Origin of the sequence: Flavobacterium sp. ALJ2 (assembly GCF_015594725.1) — a bacterium.
Classification (GTDB): domain Bacteria; phylum Bacteroidota; class Bacteroidia; order Flavobacteriales; family Flavobacteriaceae; genus Flavobacterium.
The window spans coordinates 170,808-188,688 of sequence record NZ_JADNRC010000004.1 but is presented as its reverse complement, the minus strand read 5'-3'; the positions used below and the strand labels follow the sequence as shown (position 1 = coordinate 188,688).

Here is a 17,881-nt window from a genome sequence, read left to right as displayed (position 1 = left end):
AAATGACTTGAGTAAGCGAAAGCATAACTCCATTAAAAATAAAAATTAAAGTAGGGAATGAAATACAATCCGATTGAAATAGACGCCAAATGGCAAAAATATTGGGCAGACAATAAAACTTTTGCAGCCGAAAACAACTCAGAAAAACCGAAACATTATGTACTCGATATGTTTCCTTATCCATCTGGAGCAGGATTACACGTAGGGCACCCGCTAGGTTATATTGCTTCTGATGTATATTCTCGTTTTAAAAGACATCAAGGTTTTAATGTTTTGCATCCAATGGGATATGATAGCTTCGGATTACCTGCTGAACAATATGCTATACAAACTGGTCAACGTCCTGAAGATACTACTCGCGTAAATATTGACGGTGGTGTAGATAAAGAAGGAAAGCAGATTGCTGGATACAGAAAACAATTAGACAAAATAGGATTCTCATTTGATTGGGGCAGAGAAGTTCGTACTTCGAATCCTGATTATTACAAGCATACACAATGGATTTTTATCCAATTGTTCAACTCTTGGTACAATAAAGATGCTGATAAAGCCGAAGATATTTCGACTTTGATTTCTATTTTCGAAAAAGAGGGAAACGCAACTGTAAATGCAGTTTGCGACGATAATATTACTCCTTTTTCGTCAAGCGAATGGACATCATTTTCGTCTGATGAGCAACAAAAAATACTATTACAATACAGATTAACCTATTTAGCAGAAACCGAAGTAAACTGGTGTCCTGGTTTAGGAACTGTTTTAGCAAATGACGAAATCGTAAACGGAGTTTCTGAACGCGGTGGTTATCCTGTAATTCGTAAAAAGATGACACAATGGAGCATGCGTATTTCTGCTTATGCAGAACGTTTGTTGCAAGGTCTTAACGATATTGACTGGAGCGAAAGCATCAAAGAAAGTCAACGTAACTGGATTGGAAAATCCGTTGGAGCGATGGTTTCTTTCCGTGTAGTGCCCTCAGCCCAGAGCTCTGAGCCCAGAACTATAGAAGTTTTCACCACTCGCCCTGATACTATTTTTGGAGTTACATTTATGACATTGGCTCCTGAACATCCTTTGGTTGCTGAGATTACAACTCCAGAACAAAAAGCAACTATTGAAGCCTATATCGAAAAAACGGCAAAACGTTCTGAGCGTGAGCGTATGGCCGACGTAAAAACCATTTCTGGTGTATTTACAGGTGCTTATGCTGAACATCCTTTTACAAAAGAACCAATTCCTGTTTGGATTGGTGATTATGTTTTGGCTGGATATGGAACTGGTGCTGTAATGGCAGTTCCTTGTGGAGACGAAAGAGATTATGCTTTTGCCAATTTCTTTAAAGGGCAAAACGGAATGCCAGAAATCAAAAATATTTTTGCTAATGTTGATATTTCTGAAGCCGCTTACGGTTCTAAAGATAATGTTGAAATTGCAAATTCTGATTTCTTAAACGGATTAAATTACAAAGAGGCAACTCAAAAAGCAATAGCCGAATTAGAGAAACTAAATCAAGGAACAGGAAAAACCAATTACCGTTTGCGTGATGCCGTATTTTCACGTCAGCGTTACTGGGGGGAGCCTTTCCCTGTTTATTATGTAAATGGATTGCCACAAATGATTGCTACGCAACATTTACCAATTATTTTACCTGAAGTAGAAAAATACTTACCTACCGAAGACGGATTGCCTCCTTTAGGAAATGCCGCTGTTTGGGCTTGGGATACTAAAACGAATACAGTTGTAAATACTGATTTGGTTGACAATGTAACAATCTTTCCATTAGAATTGAACACTATGCCAGGTTGGGCAGGAAGTTCTTGGTACTGGATGCGTTATATGGATGCGCATAACGAAAATGAATTTGCAAGTAAAGAAGCTTTGGCCTACTGGGAAAGTGTCGATTTATATATTGGAGGAAGTGAGCACGCAACGGGACATTTATTGTATTCTCGCTTTTGGAATAAATTCTTAAAAGATAAGGGCTTCGCTCCAACTGAAGAACCATTCAAAAAACTGATTAATCAAGGAATGATCTTGGGAACTACTGCTTATGTTTATAGACTTGAAGGAACAAACACTTTTATATCTAAAAACAAAATTGAAGATCAAAACGTACAACCGATTCGTGTTGACGTTCATTTCGTAAACTCTTCTGATGAATTGGATATTGAAAAGTTTAAAAATTGGAGAGAAGATTTTAATACTGCCGAATTTATTTTTGATGAAAACGGAAAATACATTGTAGGTCGCGAGGTCGAAAAAATGTCGAAATCATATTATAATGTAGTTACACCAGATGACATTTGTAATGAATATGGCGCCGATACATTACGTTTATACGAAATGTTCTTAGGTCCGTTAGAGCAAGCTAAACCTTGGAATACCGCTGGAATTTCGGGAGTATTTGGTTTCTTGAAAAAACTATGTCGCTTGTATTTTGATGATAATGGTTTAATTATTACCAATGATGAGCCAACAAAAGACAACTTAAAATCATTACACAAAACCATTAAAAAAGTGGTAGAAGATATTGAGAGTTTTTCTTTCAATACTTCTGTAAGTCAGTTTATGATTTGTGTAAACGAATTATCTACACAAAACTGTCATTCTCGTGCTATACTTGAGCCTTTAGCAATTGTAATTTCGCCTTATGCACCACATATCGCTGAAGAATTATGGTCGTTATTAGGTCATACAACATCTATTGCAACTGTTGCTTTCCCTACTTTCGAACCTAAACATTTGGTAGAAAGTAGCAAGGAATACCCAGTTTCATTTAACGGAAAAATGCGTTTTACAATCGAATTGCCTTTAGATTTAACCAAAGAGCAAATCGAAGAAATCATTATGAAAGATGAAAGAACGTTAAAACAATTGGATGGTAAAACACCAAACAAAGTAATTATCGTTCCTGGAAAAATCATTAATTTAGTTGGGTAATACACACATTAACCCGTTGGTTATAATTCGTTTAAATTTCATTTAACACATAGAAACATAGCTTTTATGTGTAAAAAAGAGCAAAAAAAGAAATATATTTCTTTCACATAGCTGACTGTGTGCATTTAAAACAAGTGAAACACCTTTTCTGAGAGTGCAAAACTTATGTTTCTATGTGTTAAAATTAATTATGCAATATTTAAAATCCAAATTCCAATGCATGTTGGAATTTGGATTTTTTTATTTTAAAAATGACAAAATGACATTTTTTTAATTTGGTTCAGAAATTGCTATTTATCTAGTAACTTTAAACAATAAACTAAAAAACAAAAAGATATGGGAACGAGTTATTTAATTCTTGCTGGAGCGATTATGTTATTTAGCTGGTTAGTTAGTTCAAGACTGAAGAGTAAATTCGAACTATATTCGAAATTGCAATTACAAAACGGAATGACTGGTGCTGAGATTGCCGAAAAAATGCTTGCTGATAATGGTATTCGTGATGTAAGAGTAATTTCGACACCAGGCCAGTTAACGGATCACTATAATCCAGTAGACAAAACAGTAAATTTAAGTGAAGCCGTTTATAACCAACGTAATGCTGCTGCGGCTGCCGTTGCTGCACACGAATGTGGGCACGCTGTACAACATGCCGTAGGTTACCAATGGCTAACAATGCGTTCTAAATTAGTGCCAATTGTAAGCGTTGCTTCTTCTTACATGCAATGGATTTTACTTGCGGGTATTTTAATGCTTAAAACTTTTCCACAGTTATTATTAATTGGGATTATAATTTTTGCAGCAACGACTATATTTTCAATTGTGACTTTGCCCGTAGAATATGATGCTAGTAATCGTGCTCTCGCTTGGTTAGAAAGTAAACGAATGCTTACACAACAAGAACAAGCTGGCGCTAAAGATGCTCTGAAATGGGCTGCTAGAACTTATGTAGTAGCGGCTATTGGTTCAATTGCTACTTTATTATATTATGTCTCTATATACATGGGAGGAAGAAGAAACTAATCAGATCATGTGTCAATAAGATAATTACCCCCGATAGGTTTAAAAATCTATCGGGGGTAATTTTTTACTATATCATTCAATTAAATATCCAACAAGTTTAAAACTTATCAGGAACAATATAGTATCTTGTAAATTAGATATCAAAAAAACTACAGGATAAAAAACTAGCAAGATTTGTCCATTTTCTAGTTTCCTAATTGGTACATTATCTCATTTTCTAATTAACCAAATACCAAATCGACACATTTTCTAATTACAATTGAGTCCTTATGGCATTTACAAACATTTCGATTATATTTGCAATTCGATTGAAAGACAATTTTTAATATCAATTTTATACTTAAAATGAAACATACTAAAGTTAAAGACTTACTAAACGGTACAAAGACGCTTCAAGAGGTAAATGCAAAAGGTTGGGTGAGAACATTTAGAAACAATCAATTTATTGCGCTTAATGACGGGTCTACCATTAATAATATACAATGTGTTGTTGATTTTGAGAATACACCAGATGAAACTTTAAGAAGAATTACCACTGGTGCTGCGGTTTCAGTAACTGGAACTTTGATAGAAAGTAAAGGTGCTGGTCAGAATGTCGAAATTCAAGTTTTAAAACTAGAAATATTAGGAGATTCGGATGCTGAAAAATTTCCGATACAGCCAAAAAATAAACCAAGCTTAGACTTCTTACGCGAAAATGCACATTTACGTGTACGAACCAATATGTTTGGAGCAATAATGCGTGTTCGTTCAGTGTTATCATATGCTGTACATAGCTATTTTCAAGAAAAGGGCTTTGTGTATGTAAACACACCAATAATCACTGGTTCGGACGCTGAAGGTGCTGGGGAAATGTTTAAAGTTACTGCCTTATCTTTTGATAACCCTCCAAGAACAGAAGATGGAAAGATAAATTATAAAGAAGATTTTTTCGAAAAAGAAACAAACTTAACAGTTTCTGGACAATTAGAAGGAGAAACTTATGCAATGGCTTTAGGGCAAATTTATACTTTTGGACCAACTTTTAGAGCAGAAAACTCAAATACTTCTCGCCATTTGGCTGAGTTTTGGATGATTGAGCCAGAAGTTGCGTTTAATGATTTGGATGACAATATGGATTTGGCTGAAGATTTTATTCAGTATGTAATTAAATATGCGTTAGACAAATGTCAGGATGATTTGAAATTTTTAGAAACTAGATTACTTGACGAAGAAAAATCAAAACCTCAGGCAGAAAGAAGCGAAATGCCCTTATTAGAAAAATTAAACTTCGTATTAGAAAACAATTTCAAACGCGTTTCTTATACTGAAGCAATCGATATTTTGAGAGATTCTACTCCAAATAAAAAGAAAAAATTTAATTATATCATTAACGAATGGGGAGCTGATTTACAATCAGAACACGAACGTTATTTAGTTGAAAAACACTTTAAATGCCCAGTAATTTTATTTGATTACCCAGCAAATATTAAAGCGTTTTACATGCGTTTAAATGATAACACTGAACCAGGAAGAGAAACAGTTCGTGCAATGGATATCCTTTTTCCTGGAATTGGAGAAATCGTTGGAGGTTCTGAAAGAGAAGAACGTTATGACGTTTTAATCGAGAAAATGAAAGCTTTAGAAATTGACGAAGAAGAATTATCATGGTATTTAGACACGAGAAGATTCGGTTCGGCAACTCACTCAGGTTTTGGTTTAGGCTTTGAACGTTTGGTATTGTTTGTTACCGGAATGACAAACATACGTGACGTAATTCCTTTCCCAAGAACTCCTGGAAATGCAGAATTTTAAAAAATAAAGTTTAAAAAAATGTTTCAAGTTTCAGGTTTCAGGTTTGTGCAACTTGAAACTTGAAACTTTGAACTTTCAAACAAAAATAAATGCTAAAGCAATTTTTAAATTTAAAATTATCTCAAAAATTATCTCCACAGCAAATTCAGCTGATGAAGTTAATTCAATTGCCTACGCAAGCATTTGAACAACGTTTATTAGAAGAAATGAACGAAAATCCAGCTTTAGAAGCTGGAAAAGAAGAAGATTTCGAAGCGGATGAATTTGCGAATGAAGATTACGATGATTATGATGACGCAGAGTCTGACAGAATCGAAGCAGATGATATTAACATTGATGAATATTTAAGCGACGACGATACTCCAGATTACAAAACACAAGCCAATAACTATAGTGATGATGATCAAGAGCGCGAAACTCCATTTGCATCACCAGTTAGTTTTCATCAGGATTTAATTAATCAGTTAAATACTTTTATCTTAAACGATGAAGAGCGCGAAATAGCTGAATTTCTAGTAGGAAGTATCGATGACATGGGATACATACGAAGAAGTATTCCGGACATTGTAGATGATATGGCTTTTACACAAGGTATTTATACCGACGAAGCAACAGTCGAAAAAATGCTACATGTAATTCACGAACTGGAGCCTTCAGGCGTTGGCGCACGTGATTTACAGGAATGCTTATTGCTACAATTAAAACACAGAACTCCAACAGAATATGTAGAATTGGCAATCGATATTATCGAGAATCAATTTGATGCTTTTACCAAAAAGCATTATGATAAACTGTTACAGAAATATAATGTTTCGAACGAACAGCTAAAAAAGGCAGTTCATGAAATAGAACGATTGAATCCAAAGCCAGGAGGCGCATTTACAGGAAACAATAAAGTTACTGAAAATGTAGTTCCCGATTTTGCGATCCGCATTGTTGATGGTGAACTTGAGTTAACCTTAAACGGAAGAAATGCCCCATCACTACATGTTTCCAAAGATTATCAGGAAATGATGCAGACCTATAAAGATTCCAGAGATAAATCGACGGCGCAAAAAGATGCTGTACAATTTATAAAACAAAAACTAGATTCTGCTAAATGGTTTATAGATGCTATTCGCCAACGTCAGGAAACATTATACGTAACTATGAATGCAATAATGCATTATCAGGAAGAATATTTTCTAGATGGTGATGAAACCAAGCTAAAACCGATGATCCTCAAAGATATCGCCGATATGGTTGGGCTAGATATTTCGACTATTTCACGCGTTGCCAATAGCAAATATGTAGAAACTCCCTATGGAACAAAACTGATAAAAGAATTCTTCTCGGAAGCAATGAAGAATGACCAGGGTGAAGATGTTTCGACTTTAGAAATCAAGAAGATTTTACAAAATACAATTGAAGAAGAAGATAAAAAGAAACCGCTTCCAGATGATCAACTTGCTGAAATTCTAAAGGAAAAAGGATATCCTATTGCCCGAAGAACTATTGCAAAATACCGCGAGCAACTTGATATTCCTGTAGCAAGAATGCGTAAAAAAATGTAACTATTACATTTTCAAAATATAAAATAAACCCGACAAGTTTCAAGAACCTGTCGGGTTATTTTATATAAAGAATTATTTATTTATACTGACTTGGGATAATTGTAACTTTAAACAAAAACACTTTCTTTTTGTCATTATAACTATAAACCAATGTAAAATCATTTTCCCTAAAAACTTTAAGACCTGAATTTGCTTTGGCTGTACTCAACAGACTCTTTTCGATTTCTTCATGTATAACCGCAACATCAGCTGTTTCTTTTTCTACATTTAACAAAGTCAAATTGTATTGCACAACTCTATCCTGATGCAAGCTCACACTATCTAAACGAATTCCTTCCTGAATTGCCAAAGGGCAATTTTTATTGTACTTAGCCACCAACTCTTTTACTTCATTTTTTACTTCGTCGGCACTTTCATAAAAATAAAACTGAAAGAAGCCTACCAAAATTACTGCAATTACGATTGGAACTATTAACCAAATATTCTGTTTTCTTTTACTCGTTTTTTCTTGCATCGTTTTTAAGCTTAAAATTATTTAGAATAGCAGAAGGAAAACAATTTATTTTTCCTGATTTTTTTTCATTGCATTATAATATGCTGCACGACTTAATGGTTCATACTCTTCGGTTTCACCGAGCATAACCAATTTATCATTATCTGTCTTACGAAAGCTATAATTGGCAAGATTTCCTGTTCTTGTACAAACCGCATGCACTTTAGTCACATATTCGGCTGTTGCCATCAGTCCTGGCATCGGACCAAACGGATTCCCTTTAAAATCCATGTCCAACCCTGCAACTATTACACGAATTCCCTGATTAGCAAGATCATTACATACTGTAATAATTTCATCATCAAAAAACTGAGCTTCATCAATCCCAACAACGTCACAGCCTTGTGCTAGAATAGCAATATTAGCTGCTGCAGGAACTGGTGTTGAACGAATCTCATTGGAATCATGCGACACAACCATTTCGTCATGATAGCGGATATCAACAGCAGGTTTAAAAATTTCTACTTTTTGTTTGGCAAATTGAGCACGTTTTAATCTGCGAATTAACTCTTCGGTTTTACCCGAAAACATTGATCCACAAATGACTTCAATCCAACCAAATTGTTCTTTGTGATTTACTGTATTTTCGAGAAACATTTTGTATTTTTCTACCTTTAAAAATGAATAGTTTTCATTACTTTGTACAAGTAATAAATCAACATAAAAATTCAATGCTTTTACGTTTTTCAAAAGTAGAAAAATTTTATCAAATCGAAGATTCAAGAGCAGTTATTTAAATAAATAAAAAGAATATTGCACAATGTTTCTTTCATTTTTTGATTTCATTCAGAAAAATACACATTAATAAACATGCCTAACTCATTATAATTTTCAAACGTTATGAAAAAAAAATTGGAAGCCGATTTAATCAGCATTGCACATCGAATTTTAAAACTTAAGAACAAGTCCGATATCAATCAATTATATCTTGAAACGCAGAAATTATATGAAAAATTAGCTGTTTTAAAATTTATTGATGAGAATTTTGAAGAAACTAAACCAACCATTGGTCGCGCTCAAATAGATACTACAATTGAAGCTGCATTTGAAAAGGAAGAAATAATTCAATCTGAGAAATCTATTATAATTGAAGAGCCAATTGCAAAAGAAGAAACCATTGTAAGTGAGGTCCTAGAAACTCCTATTGAAAAAGTTCCAGAACCAGTAACAGTAGTAAATGAAGCAATAGAAAGCACGACTGAAGAAATCATCGAAGAAACTGTTTCAGAAACCCCTGAATCAATTGAAGAGATTCCTGAACCCTTTTTAAAAGAAGCAATCAAAAGTAAAACAGAAGAAACTGTAGAAGAAGAGGTTGTTGCTGAAATTCCAGAACCAATAGTAACTGAAAAAATTATTGAAAAAGAAGAAATAGAAACTCCAATTGTAGCTTTCACTCCTTCATTTGATTTTTCTCCAGAAACAAAAGTTGAAACTCCAGAAAAATCAGACATTGTTCATATTTCCTTTGAAGATTTAATGGGTATCGATTATAGCAATGCACAATTTGTAAAAGTAGATAGTTTTGAAGCAGCATCTCCTGACCCAACTCCACCTGCTCCAACAGAATTTAAGGAAAAAAAGGAAGAAGTAGTAAACACAGCAATTTTAGAAGAGCCTAAACCTGTTTCTTTGAACCAGAAACTTTCTAAGGGGTTTCATATTGATCTTAACGACCGTATTGCATTTACAAAACATCTTTTTGGAAATAGTCCTGAAGACTACAATCGTGTTTTAAATCAACTAATTACATTTGATAATTTTAACGAAGCCAACGATTTTCTTGAAAATATGGTAAAACCAGATTACAACAACTGGGAAGGAAAAGACGAGTATGCAGAACGTTTTGTGGATATTATTGAGAAAAAATTCTCATAAACACGAATCCAACAGATTTACACTAATTTATTTTTGTGAATTTTTCAGCATTCTAATTTGTGTAATCTGTGTTTAAATATTTAAAAAAAATATGTCTAAATTATATATTGTTCCCACGCCTATTGGCAACCTAGAAGACATGACTTTTCGAGCCATTCGCATTCTTAAAGAAGTGGATTTAATTTTAGCCGAAGATACTCGTACAAGTGGTAAACTCTTAAAACATTTTGATATCGGTACCCATATGTACAGCCATCATATGCATAACGAGCACAAGACTACCGAGAATTTAATTGCAAGATTAAAAGCGGGAGAAACCATTGCCTTGATTTCGGATGCGGGAACTCCTGCAATATCCGACCCTGGTTTTTTACTTACTCGTGCTTGTGTCGAAAATAAAATCGAAGTAGAATGTTTACCAGGTGCAACGGCTTTTGTTCCTGCATTGGTAAATAGCGGGTTACCAAATGATAAGTTTGTTTTTGAAGGTTTCTTGCCTGATAAAAAAGGAAGACAAACCCGTTATTTGGCTCTTGCTGAAGAAACACGAACTATGATTCTGTATGTTTCTCCACATAAATTAGTAAAAACATTAGCCGAATTCATCACTTATTTTGGCGAAGACAGACAAGTTTGCGTGTGCAGAGAATTATCAAAATTACACGAAGAAAATGTTCGAGGAACTGCTCAAGAAGTATTAGCCCATTTTGAAAAAATAGCTCCACGTGGCGAAATTGTCGTGGTAGTTGCTGGAAAAACAATAATAAAAGAACCTAAGAAAAGTAAATTTTCTAAGGATACAGAAGAAGAGGAAGAAGAAGATTAACACGATGTTAGTTCAAATACCATTTTGTCACATCGAGCGGAGTCGAGATGCAGCAATTGGTTCTCGACTCCGCTCGAACTGACAATTAAGATCATTTTAAAGATATTAACAAAACATAATATGAGCATTCAAGCCTTTTTAGAAAAATTAAAGCAGAATCCAAAATCAATAGCTTTTCCTGAAACTATTGCAGTAATCGAAGAAAACTACACATTTACTCCAACTACTTTCCAAAACGGAACTCAACACAATGCCGCTGGTGAAAACTCAGGGTCTTGTAAATTATTTGCTTTCGCAAAATTGCAAAATTTAAGCAAAGAAGAAACTTTAGCATGTTTTGGTGCTTTTTATTTTGAAGAAGTTTTAAAAGACCCAAACGGAACGAATCACCAAAACATTAGAAATTTCATCAACTTAAGTTGGGATGGAATTCAGTTTGAAGGAACTGCTTTGGAATTAAAATAAAATATTTCAGAATTTTAATTTCTGAAATCAAAAATCGTTAATCTTCACTCAAAAAAATCAATAAAAATGCGCTGGACATTAAAAGAAAAACCTTCTGAAGATAAAATCAACCATTTAGCACAAACGTTAAATGTAGAAAACTTTGTTGCAACACTTTTAATCCAACGTGGAATTGAAACTTTTGATGATGCTAAAAATTTCTTTCGCCCGTCGTTAGAACATCTCCATGATCCTTATCTGATGAAAGATATGGATAAAGCTGTTTCCCGAATAGAGAAAGCAATTGCTAATCAAGAAAACATACTCGTTTTTGGAGATTATGATGTTGATGGCACAACTGCCGTTTCCTTGGTATCCTCTTATTTAAAATCATATTATCCAAATGTAGCAACCTATATTCCGGATCGTTACGCCGAAGGTTATGGGGTTTCATTTATGGGAATTGATTTTGCCGATGATAATGGATTTTCACTCATTATTGCACTAGATTGTGGTATAAAATCTATTGACCATGTCGCTTACGCAAAAGAACGAAATATCGATTTCATCATTTGTGATCACCACCGCCCCGGAGATACTCTTCCCGATGCTGTTGCTGTTTTAGACCCAAAAAGAGAGGATTGTTTTTATCCTTATGATGAGTTATGTGGTTGTGGTGTAGGCTTTAAATTAATTCAGGCTTTAGGAACAAATCGCAATGAAACTATTCATGATTTATTTCCTTACTTAGATTTAGTTGCAACTGCAATTGCTGCTGATATTGTACCTATAACTGGCGAAAACAGGGTTTTGGCTTATTTTGGCTTACAAGTTATCAATAGCAATCCAAGACCTGGAATCAAGGCTTTGGTTCATCAAGTAAAAAAGAAAACACTCGACATTACCGATGTTGTTTTTATTATAGCGCCACGAATTAACGCAGCTGGACGCATTAAACACGGTAATCATGCCGTAGAATTGTTAACTGAATTCAACTTTGAACAAGCGCAACAATTTGCATCCGAAATAGAAAAATACAATGCTGATCGTAAAGATTTGGACAAACAAATCACCAAAGAAGCCTTTCAGCAAATAGAAAAAAATCAAGAACAAAATCGATTTTCAACTGTAGTTTTTCAAGAGGATTGGCACAAAGGCGTCATAGGTATTGTAGCTTCTAGATTAATAGAAACGTATTACCGACCAACACTTGTTTTTACAAAAAGCGGTGATAAATATGCTGCTTCTGCCCGCTCTGTAAAAGGCTTTGATGTATACAATGCTCTTGATGCCTGTGCTGAACATTTGGAACAATTTGGAGGACATATGTATGCCGCTGGAATGACTCTAAAAGAAGAAAATTATCCAACGTTTAAAGAAGCCTTTGAGAAACAGGTAGAAAAAACGATCCTACCCGAAATGTTAACTCCCGAAATCGAAGTTGATGCCGAGATTAATTTTACAGATATTACGCCAAAATTAATTCGAATTTTAAAACAATTCGAACCTTTTGGCCCTCTTAATATGACTCCTGTTTTTATGACAAAAAATATAAAAGATACAGGTTATGCAAAAGCGATGGGAGCTGATGAAGACCATCTTAAACTGTTTGTAAAGCAAAACAACTCCGAAGGAATTTCGGCAATTGGATTTGGCTTAGGCAAAAAATTAGACTTAACAACACAACAAAAGCCATTTCAAGCTACATATTGCATCTCAGAAAACGAATGGAATGGTACTATTTCTACGCAGTTAATGTTAAAAGACATTCAGTAAGATGACAGATAAAATCAAAAAAAACGACCCATACGCAGCGTTACGCTACAAAGAGTTTAACGTTTTTTTAGTTTTACGTTTTGCCATGGTTTTTGCCTGGTCTATGCAATTTATCGTTATCGAATGGGAAGTATATAGCTTAACCAAAAACCCTCTTTCATTAGGAATTATTGGCTTAATGGAAGTAATTCCAGCAGTTTCTATGGCTTTATTTGCTGGTCATATTGTAGATCAAAAGGAAAAAAAAGGGCTATTAGTAAAATGCATTCTGGGCTTTTCTGTTATTAGTTTTGGTTTATTTTTACTGACATGGCCAAAAATAGTAAGTGGTTTTTCTAAAGACACTATTTTATACTCTATTTATTTTTTAGTATTCTTAGGCGGATTAGTAAGAGCATTTTTAGGCCCAACTATTTTCTCTCTCTTATCCTTAATTGTACCTAAAAAATTATACCCTAATGCTGCTACCTGGAGTAGTTCTGTTTGGCAGGTAGGCTCCGTTTTAGGCCCAGCTATTGCAGGATTTTCAATTAACTATATTGGTGTCCATTGGTCTATGTGTTCCGTTTTTGCCTGTTCTCTTTTTGCATTAATCGCACTATCACAAATTAGCAAAAAACCTATTTTAAATCCAAAAATTGGCGAGCCTGTCATGGATAGTTTAAAAGAAGGAATCAAATTTGTATTTAATAATAAAACCATCTTAGGTGTATTGTCTCTTGATATGGTAGCCGTTCTTTTCGGTGGCGCAGTTGCCTTGTTACCCATATTTGCTCAAGACATTTTAAAAGTTGGCCCAGAAGGTTTTGGTATATTGCGAGCTGCTCCTGCAGTAGGTGCTTTTATCACTATGCTAATTTCTGCCTATGTTCCTTTGTATAAAAAAGCTGGAATGAAACTTTTGGCTGCTATTTTTATTTTCGGACTATGCATAATTACATTTGGTATATCTACCATTTTCTGGCTTTCGGTTGCTGCTTTATTTTTAAGTGGTGTTGCCGATGGAATCTCAGTCGTTATACGTCAAACAATTCTACAACTTAAAACTCCAGATCATATGCGTGGACGTGTTGCTGCCGTAAACTCTATGTTTGTAGGTTCTTCTAATGAATTGGGAGCTTTTGAAAGTGGCTTAACTGCTCGTCTTATGGGAACTGTTACTTCTGTTGTTTTTGGCGGAAGCATGACACTTTTAACCGTTTTAGGCTTTGGAATAAAATCTCCTACTTTTAGAAACCTAGATTTACAAAAAGATATGGAAGACCATCAAAATATGAACTAATAAATTAAAGTATTGTTAGAAAACAAAATTTAATAGCTACTGAGAACTAACTTAAAGCTTAAAATTCTACTTCGCTTAAACCACATAAACAACCTAAGTTCACATAAAGATTCATGTTGATTAGCAAACCTGAATTTAGCTTACCTCTGTCGTTAACAAAAATTAACCTATTTTATGATTTTTTTATTTAGAATTGATATAAATAATAATTATATTTGTTTTTATAATTAATGATCATGAAAGAAATAGAACAAATATATCATAACGACTTCGGAATTTCTTTTTATTGGAAAACCTCTAATGAAACCCTTTTTGATAAAATTCAATTGGTTTTTAAAGAAACCGGATTTTATTTTTCAATATCCGAATTAAAAGATTTTGATGATTTAATTGAGGATAGCTTAATGACAAATGCTTGTTGCGAAGAATGCGCCTTAAAAAATAAATGCCATAAATTTTTATTAAAAACTCCTTGCACTCAAATAGATTTGGCCGTTTCTATGGACGAATTAAAAGCGATAGAAGATTTGGTAAAAGGCTCTTTATTTAAAATTCAGCTAGAAGAATATGTCTATGGAGTTGGTTTAAATTAATACAACTTCCTTATTTTTAAAACATTTAAAAATAAGGAAGTTTCATAACTTACATAGCTAACATTTTTATTATACTATTAAATAAAATTGTCCGTCTAACTGATTATTTTCTAAATTCTTTAAGTTCGAAAGTTTCTCCATCAAAAACTCCGTAGGTAAAATATCCTATCCAATCACCAAGATTCACATAATTAGAATCTTGACCTACAGAAAGAATCATAGGCAAATGACGGTGTCCAAAAACGAAATAATTATAATGTTTCGTTTCTAATTTACGTTTAGCATATAATACCAACCATTCATTTTCTTCTCCTAAAAATTTAACATCTTCATCTCCAGAAATCAATTTATTTTTTACCGATAAATATTGTGCTAATTTCACACCAACATCTGGATGAAGCCACCTGAAAATCCATTTTGAGAATGGGTTTGTAAAGACTTTTTTCATTCTTTTATACCCTTTATCCCCAGGACCTTTTCCGTCACCATGACCGATCAAGAATGTTTTTCCTCCAAAAGTAAATTCTTTATTATCATGATATACAGGAATATTAAGTTCTGTTTCAAAATAATCATTCATCCATAAATCATGATTCCCTACAAAGAAATATACTGGAATCCCGCTATCACGAATTTCTGCCAATTTACCCAAAACACGAATAAATCCTTTAGGAACAACCGTTTTATATTCGAACCAAAAATCGAATAAATCACCTAATAAAAAAATTGCCTCAGCATCTTTTTTTACCTCATCGAGCCATGCAACAAATTTTTGTTCTCTGGGAAAACTTAATTCAGAGGTAGGTGCTCCAAAATGTTGATCGGAAGCAAAATAAACTTTTTTATTATTGGGTAATTGCATGAAATCTATTTCGATTACAAATTATCACTTGCATACCATTCTGCAAATGATGATTCAGTTTCTTGAAGTTTTAAAGAAAAAAGAGAAATGTTTGTTGGTAATCTTTTAACAATTCTTTCCGAAAAATCGACAACCATGTTCTCACTTGTTGGCTGATAATCAACTAAAATCACATGGTGCCCACGATTTCTTAGCTCGTTTGCCAGTTCAATATGTGGTGTTGTTTCATTAAAAACTGTAGCGTGATCAAACTGATCTACGATTTCTTCTTTTATAATCTTTTTTAGATCCGAAAAATCAATTACCATTCCGTGCTTTACGTTATCGCGGTCTGTAATTGGCGAACCAATAACCGTTACTGACAGTTTATAACTATGTCCGTGAACATTTTTACACTTACCATCATACCCATAAAGCGCATGTCCTGTTTCGAAACTAAATTGTTTTGTAATTCTGATATTACTCATCGAGTTTTATTTTAGGTTGCAAATTTACTAAATTAAAAACCGTTTTGGTCTCTTTTTTTAGCTCGGTTATACATCCAGTACGCAACTCCTACCAAAATAACGAATGGAATAAACGAACCTATTACCACTCCTATTTGATAACTACTATCAGGAGCAGTCTCCATTTTCTTCGCAACATCCACTTGCTGAAGGAATAAAACAACATTCATATTAATTATTTTTTAAATTGTAATAAAGCTGATTTTGTAAAATCAGACAAAACTAATTTTCCCGAAATCTGAGCACGTTCCAAAAGTAATGAGCCCCAATTTTCAGTCCCTTGCCAAATAATTTTCTTCATTTCGCTTAATGCTTCGGGGTTGTAACTTGCTAGTCTCAATGCAAAATGAGATAATTCTTCGTCTAATTCGACTTCGTTTTCAAGCACTTTTGCAAAAAGCCCTTTATGATTTGCCCAAGTTGCCGATTTCCATTCATGAGCAGCAAGTGTCATCTCTGTCATTGCTGTTTTTCCAATCTTTTTAGAAACTACTGGCTCTATAACAAATGGTCCAATTCCTATTGCTAATTCTGAAAGTTTTACAGCACTTTCTTGTGTAGCAAAAGCATAATCACAAGCAGCAACAATACCAACTCCTCCTCCAACAGATTTACCATGAATACGTCCAACAATTATTTTAGAACAATTTCTCATCGCATTGATAAGATGTGCAAATCCTGAGAAAAACTCAGCTCCTTGCTCCTCATTTTCGACTGCCAGAAGTTCATCAAAAGACGCTCCTGCACAAAAAGCACCATTCCCTTCACTTCTTAAAATAACAACTGTAACAGCATCATTTTTACTCAAGCTATCGATTTCTGCAGTTAATTTATTAAGCAAAGTTCTAGGAAAAGAATTACTTGCTGGGTGATAAAACTCAACTGTTGCTATATTATTTTGAATTATAGTATGAAGTGAACCGTATTGATTTTCTGAACTCATAAAAAATAGATTTGATTGTAAAGTTACGATTTTGACAATTATTTTAAGCTGATGCGTTTTGAAATTTGCTTTTTTCCAATTAAATGACTTTATTTGCTCTCATATTGGGGGATTAGCTCATTTGGCTAGAGTGCTTGCCTGGCAGGCAAGAGGTGATCGGTTCGAATCCGATATTCTCCACCAATAAAAAAATAAAACCTTTGTAAATTAACTTTTACAGAGGTTTTATTTTTTTAGGACTACTCATTATAATAAAAAATAAGTTAGATAAATACTCTATCATCTAATTATTACAAACAAAAAGCCCTCCTCCATATTAATCTCTTTTTTTATCAAATGTAAAACTTTACAAAAACACAAACTAGCTTGTATCCCCAACAAAATGATGTTAAAATATAGTTAATTTTCTATAAATGGTATATTTTTTGAACTTAGGCAATTCGATTAAGAGCCTAATCTCTTAATATGTCATTATTTTCTTAGTTTTTATAACCATTTCATATGAAAAAATTATTATTATTATTTAGTTTAACCATTATTACTATTTCATGTTCCTCAGGCGATGAAGACTCCTACGGTATTTTTAATCCTCCAGCCTGGATACAAGGTGTTTGGAAAGATGAAGCTTCTGGGGCAACATTAACCTTTACAAATCATGACATAAAGTATACTACAAATGGTGAATCTTTTTCCTACAGTAGGCAAGCATATAAATTTTCTGAAACATTAGCGCAAGAAATATCTTCTACACCAAATTTGTATGTATCTGATTTTCATCAGGGTGACAAGGGTTTTATATTTCGATTTAACTTTTCAAAAACATCAAATACAAGAATGCACTCAAAAGGACATTTGCCGGGGAATTACGTAAAACAATAAATATAAACCTACGATTTAATTATTATTTTAGA

The 17,881-nt window shown here is 33.7% G+C and carries 17 protein-coding genes and 1 tRNA gene; 12 read left to right on the top strand and 6 right to left on the bottom strand.

Annotated elements, in window-relative coordinates:
* Window positions 1–57 precede the first annotated feature (57 nt).
* From leuS to rpoN, 4 genes are all read left to right on the top strand, one after another.
* Window positions 58–2,937, top strand: coding sequence for a leucine--tRNA ligase (gene leuS / locus IUY40_RS06405; RefSeq protein WP_195736031.1), 2,880 nt, complete (start codon window positions 58–60; stop codon window positions 2,935–2,937).
* A gap of 336 nt (window positions 2,938–3,273) precedes the next feature.
* The gene (locus IUY40_RS06400) at window positions 3,274–3,960 is read left to right on the top strand and encodes a zinc metallopeptidase (RefSeq protein WP_195736030.1); all 687 of its coding nucleotides are present in this window, start codon (window positions 3,274–3,276) and stop codon (window positions 3,958–3,960) included.
* 345 nt (window positions 3,961–4,305) lie between these two features.
* On the top strand, window positions 4,306–5,754 hold the full coding sequence (gene asnS / locus IUY40_RS06395; protein ID WP_195736029.1) for an asparagine--tRNA ligase: 1,449 nt from the start codon (window positions 4,306–4,308) through the stop codon (window positions 5,752–5,754).
* Between the two features lie 89 nt (window positions 5,755–5,843).
* Window positions 5,844–7,307 carry an RNA polymerase factor sigma-54 gene (gene rpoN / locus IUY40_RS06390; protein ID WP_195736028.1) on the top strand — a complete coding sequence of 488 codons (1,464 nt, stop codon included), beginning with the start codon at window positions 5,844–5,846 and terminating at the stop codon, window positions 7,305–7,307.
* Window positions 7,308–7,383: 76 nt separating this feature from the next.
* Here rpoN and IUY40_RS06385 read toward each other — a convergent pair whose 3' ends face one another.
* Complete coding sequence (locus tag IUY40_RS06385; RefSeq protein ID WP_195736027.1) at window positions 7,384–7,821, bottom strand: hypothetical protein; 438 nt, start codon at window positions 7,819–7,821, stop codon at window positions 7,384–7,386.
* Between the two features lie 45 nt (window positions 7,822–7,866).
* A complete protein-coding gene (locus IUY40_RS06380; protein ID WP_195736122.1) occupies window positions 7,867–8,457 on the bottom strand; it encodes a thymidine kinase in 591 nt (196 codons plus the stop codon).
* Window positions 8,458–8,700: 243 nt separating this feature from the next.
* On the opposite strand from IUY40_RS06380, the gene IUY40_RS06375 reads away from it, so the two are divergent.
* The 6 genes from IUY40_RS06375 (at window position 8,701) to IUY40_RS06350 (ending at window position 14,659) form a co-directional block, all read left to right on the top strand.
* Complete coding sequence (locus IUY40_RS06375; protein ID WP_195736026.1) at window positions 8,701–9,738, top strand: hypothetical protein; 1,038 nt, start codon at window positions 8,701–8,703, stop codon at window positions 9,736–9,738.
* 91 nt (window positions 9,739–9,829) lie between these two features.
* Entirely contained in the window at window positions 9,830–10,564 is a 735-nt protein-coding gene (rsmI, locus tag IUY40_RS06370) for a 16S rRNA (cytidine(1402)-2'-O)-methyltransferase (protein ID WP_195736025.1), read from the top strand.
* 120 nt (window positions 10,565–10,684) lie between these two features.
* A complete protein-coding gene (locus tag IUY40_RS06365) occupies window positions 10,685–11,029 on the top strand; it encodes a HopJ type III effector protein (RefSeq protein ID WP_195736024.1) in 345 nt (114 codons plus the stop codon).
* Window positions 11,030–11,095: 66 nt separating this feature from the next.
* Window positions 11,096–12,784: a single-stranded-DNA-specific exonuclease RecJ gene (gene recJ, locus IUY40_RS06360; RefSeq protein ID WP_195736023.1), complete on the top strand. Its 1,689-nt coding sequence runs from the start codon at window positions 11,096–11,098 to the stop codon at window positions 12,782–12,784.
* Window position 12,785: 1 nt separating this feature from the next.
* Window positions 12,786–14,066 (top strand): MFS transporter, encoded by a 1,281-nt coding sequence (locus IUY40_RS06355; RefSeq protein WP_195736022.1) that lies wholly within the window; start codon window positions 12,786–12,788, stop codon window positions 14,064–14,066.
* 236 nt (window positions 14,067–14,302) lie between these two features.
* The gene (locus IUY40_RS06350) at window positions 14,303–14,659 is read left to right on the top strand and encodes a hypothetical protein (protein WP_195736021.1); all 357 of its coding nucleotides are present in this window, start codon (window positions 14,303–14,305) and stop codon (window positions 14,657–14,659) included.
* A 103-nt stretch (window positions 14,660–14,762) separates the two neighbouring features.
* Here the strand turns inward: IUY40_RS06350 and IUY40_RS06345 are convergent, their stop codons facing one another.
* The 4 genes from IUY40_RS06345 to IUY40_RS06330 are packed head-to-tail and all read right to left on the bottom strand — an operon-like array spanning window position 14,763 to window position 16,970.
* On the bottom strand, window positions 14,763–15,521 hold the full coding sequence (locus IUY40_RS06345) for a UDP-2,3-diacylglucosamine diphosphatase (protein WP_195736020.1): 759 nt from the start codon (window positions 15,519–15,521) through the stop codon (window positions 14,763–14,765).
* A 14-nt stretch (window positions 15,522–15,535) separates the two neighbouring features.
* Window positions 15,536–15,988: a 6-carboxytetrahydropterin synthase gene (locus IUY40_RS06340; RefSeq protein WP_195736019.1), complete on the bottom strand. Its 453-nt coding sequence runs from the start codon at window positions 15,986–15,988 to the stop codon at window positions 15,536–15,538.
* 32 nt (window positions 15,989–16,020) lie between these two features.
* Window positions 16,021–16,197, bottom strand: a complete 177-nt coding sequence (locus IUY40_RS06335) for a hypothetical protein (protein ID WP_195736018.1) — start codon at window positions 16,195–16,197, stop codon at window positions 16,021–16,023.
* A gap of 5 nt (window positions 16,198–16,202) precedes the next feature.
* Entirely contained in the window at window positions 16,203–16,970 is a 768-nt protein-coding gene (locus IUY40_RS06330; protein ID WP_195736017.1) for an enoyl-CoA hydratase/isomerase family protein, read from the bottom strand.
* A 106-nt stretch (window positions 16,971–17,076) separates the two neighbouring features.
* Here IUY40_RS06330 and IUY40_RS06325 point away from each other — a divergent pair.
* Window positions 17,077–17,153: transfer RNA gene (locus IUY40_RS06325), tRNA-Ala, on the top strand.
* Window positions 17,154–17,471: 318 nt separating this feature from the next.
* Window positions 17,472–17,849, top strand: coding sequence for a hypothetical protein (locus IUY40_RS06320; RefSeq protein WP_195736016.1), 378 nt, complete (start codon window positions 17,472–17,474; stop codon window positions 17,847–17,849).
* Window positions 17,850–17,881 lie beyond the last annotated feature (32 nt).

What these genes read in the sequence shown, in the direction of transcription:
- rpoN (WP_195736028.1), top strand. Translation starts at nt 5,844, where the DNA reads ATGCTAAAGCAATTTTTAAATTTAAAATTATCTCAAAAATTATCTCCA.
- IUY40_RS06350 (WP_195736021.1), top strand. Translation starts at nt 14,303, where the DNA reads ATGAAAGAAATAGAACAAATATATCATAACGACTTCGGAATTTCTTTT.
- IUY40_RS06320 (WP_195736016.1), top strand. Translation starts at nt 17,472, where the DNA reads ATGAAAAAATTATTATTATTATTTAGTTTAACCATTATTACTATTTCA.
- IUY40_RS06345 (WP_195736020.1), bottom strand. Translation starts at nt 15,521, where the DNA reads ATGCAATTACCCAATAATAAAAAAGTTTATTTTGCTTCCGATCAACAT.
- leuS (WP_195736031.1), top strand. Translation starts at nt 58, where the DNA reads ATGAAATACAATCCGATTGAAATAGACGCCAAATGGCAAAAATATTGG.
- recJ (WP_195736023.1), top strand. Translation starts at nt 11,096, where the DNA reads ATGCGCTGGACATTAAAAGAAAAACCTTCTGAAGATAAAATCAACCAT.
- asnS (WP_195736029.1), top strand. Translation starts at nt 4,306, where the DNA reads ATGAAACATACTAAAGTTAAAGACTTACTAAACGGTACAAAGACGCTT.
- IUY40_RS06330 (WP_195736017.1), bottom strand. Translation starts at nt 16,970, where the DNA reads ATGAGTTCAGAAAATCAATACGGTTCACTTCATACTATAATTCAAAAT.
- IUY40_RS06375 (WP_195736026.1), top strand. Translation starts at nt 8,701, where the DNA reads ATGAAAAAAAAATTGGAAGCCGATTTAATCAGCATTGCACATCGAATT.
- rsmI (WP_195736025.1), top strand. Translation starts at nt 9,830, where the DNA reads ATGTCTAAATTATATATTGTTCCCACGCCTATTGGCAACCTAGAAGAC.
- IUY40_RS06340 (WP_195736019.1), bottom strand. Translation starts at nt 15,988, where the DNA reads ATGAGTAATATCAGAATTACAAAACAATTTAGTTTCGAAACAGGACAT.
- IUY40_RS06365 (WP_195736024.1), top strand. Translation starts at nt 10,685, where the DNA reads ATGAGCATTCAAGCCTTTTTAGAAAAATTAAAGCAGAATCCAAAATCA.
- IUY40_RS06385 (WP_195736027.1), bottom strand. Translation starts at nt 7,821, where the DNA reads ATGCAAGAAAAAACGAGTAAAAGAAAACAGAATATTTGGTTAATAGTT.
- IUY40_RS06335 (WP_195736018.1), bottom strand. Translation starts at nt 16,197, where the DNA reads ATGAATGTTGTTTTATTCCTTCAGCAAGTGGATGTTGCGAAGAAAATG.
- IUY40_RS06400 (WP_195736030.1), top strand. Translation starts at nt 3,274, where the DNA reads ATGGGAACGAGTTATTTAATTCTTGCTGGAGCGATTATGTTATTTAGC.
- IUY40_RS06355 (WP_195736022.1), top strand. Translation starts at nt 12,786, where the DNA reads ATGACAGATAAAATCAAAAAAAACGACCCATACGCAGCGTTACGCTAC.
- IUY40_RS06380 (WP_195736122.1), bottom strand. Translation starts at nt 8,457, where the DNA reads ATGTTTCTCGAAAATACAGTAAATCACAAAGAACAATTTGGTTGGATT.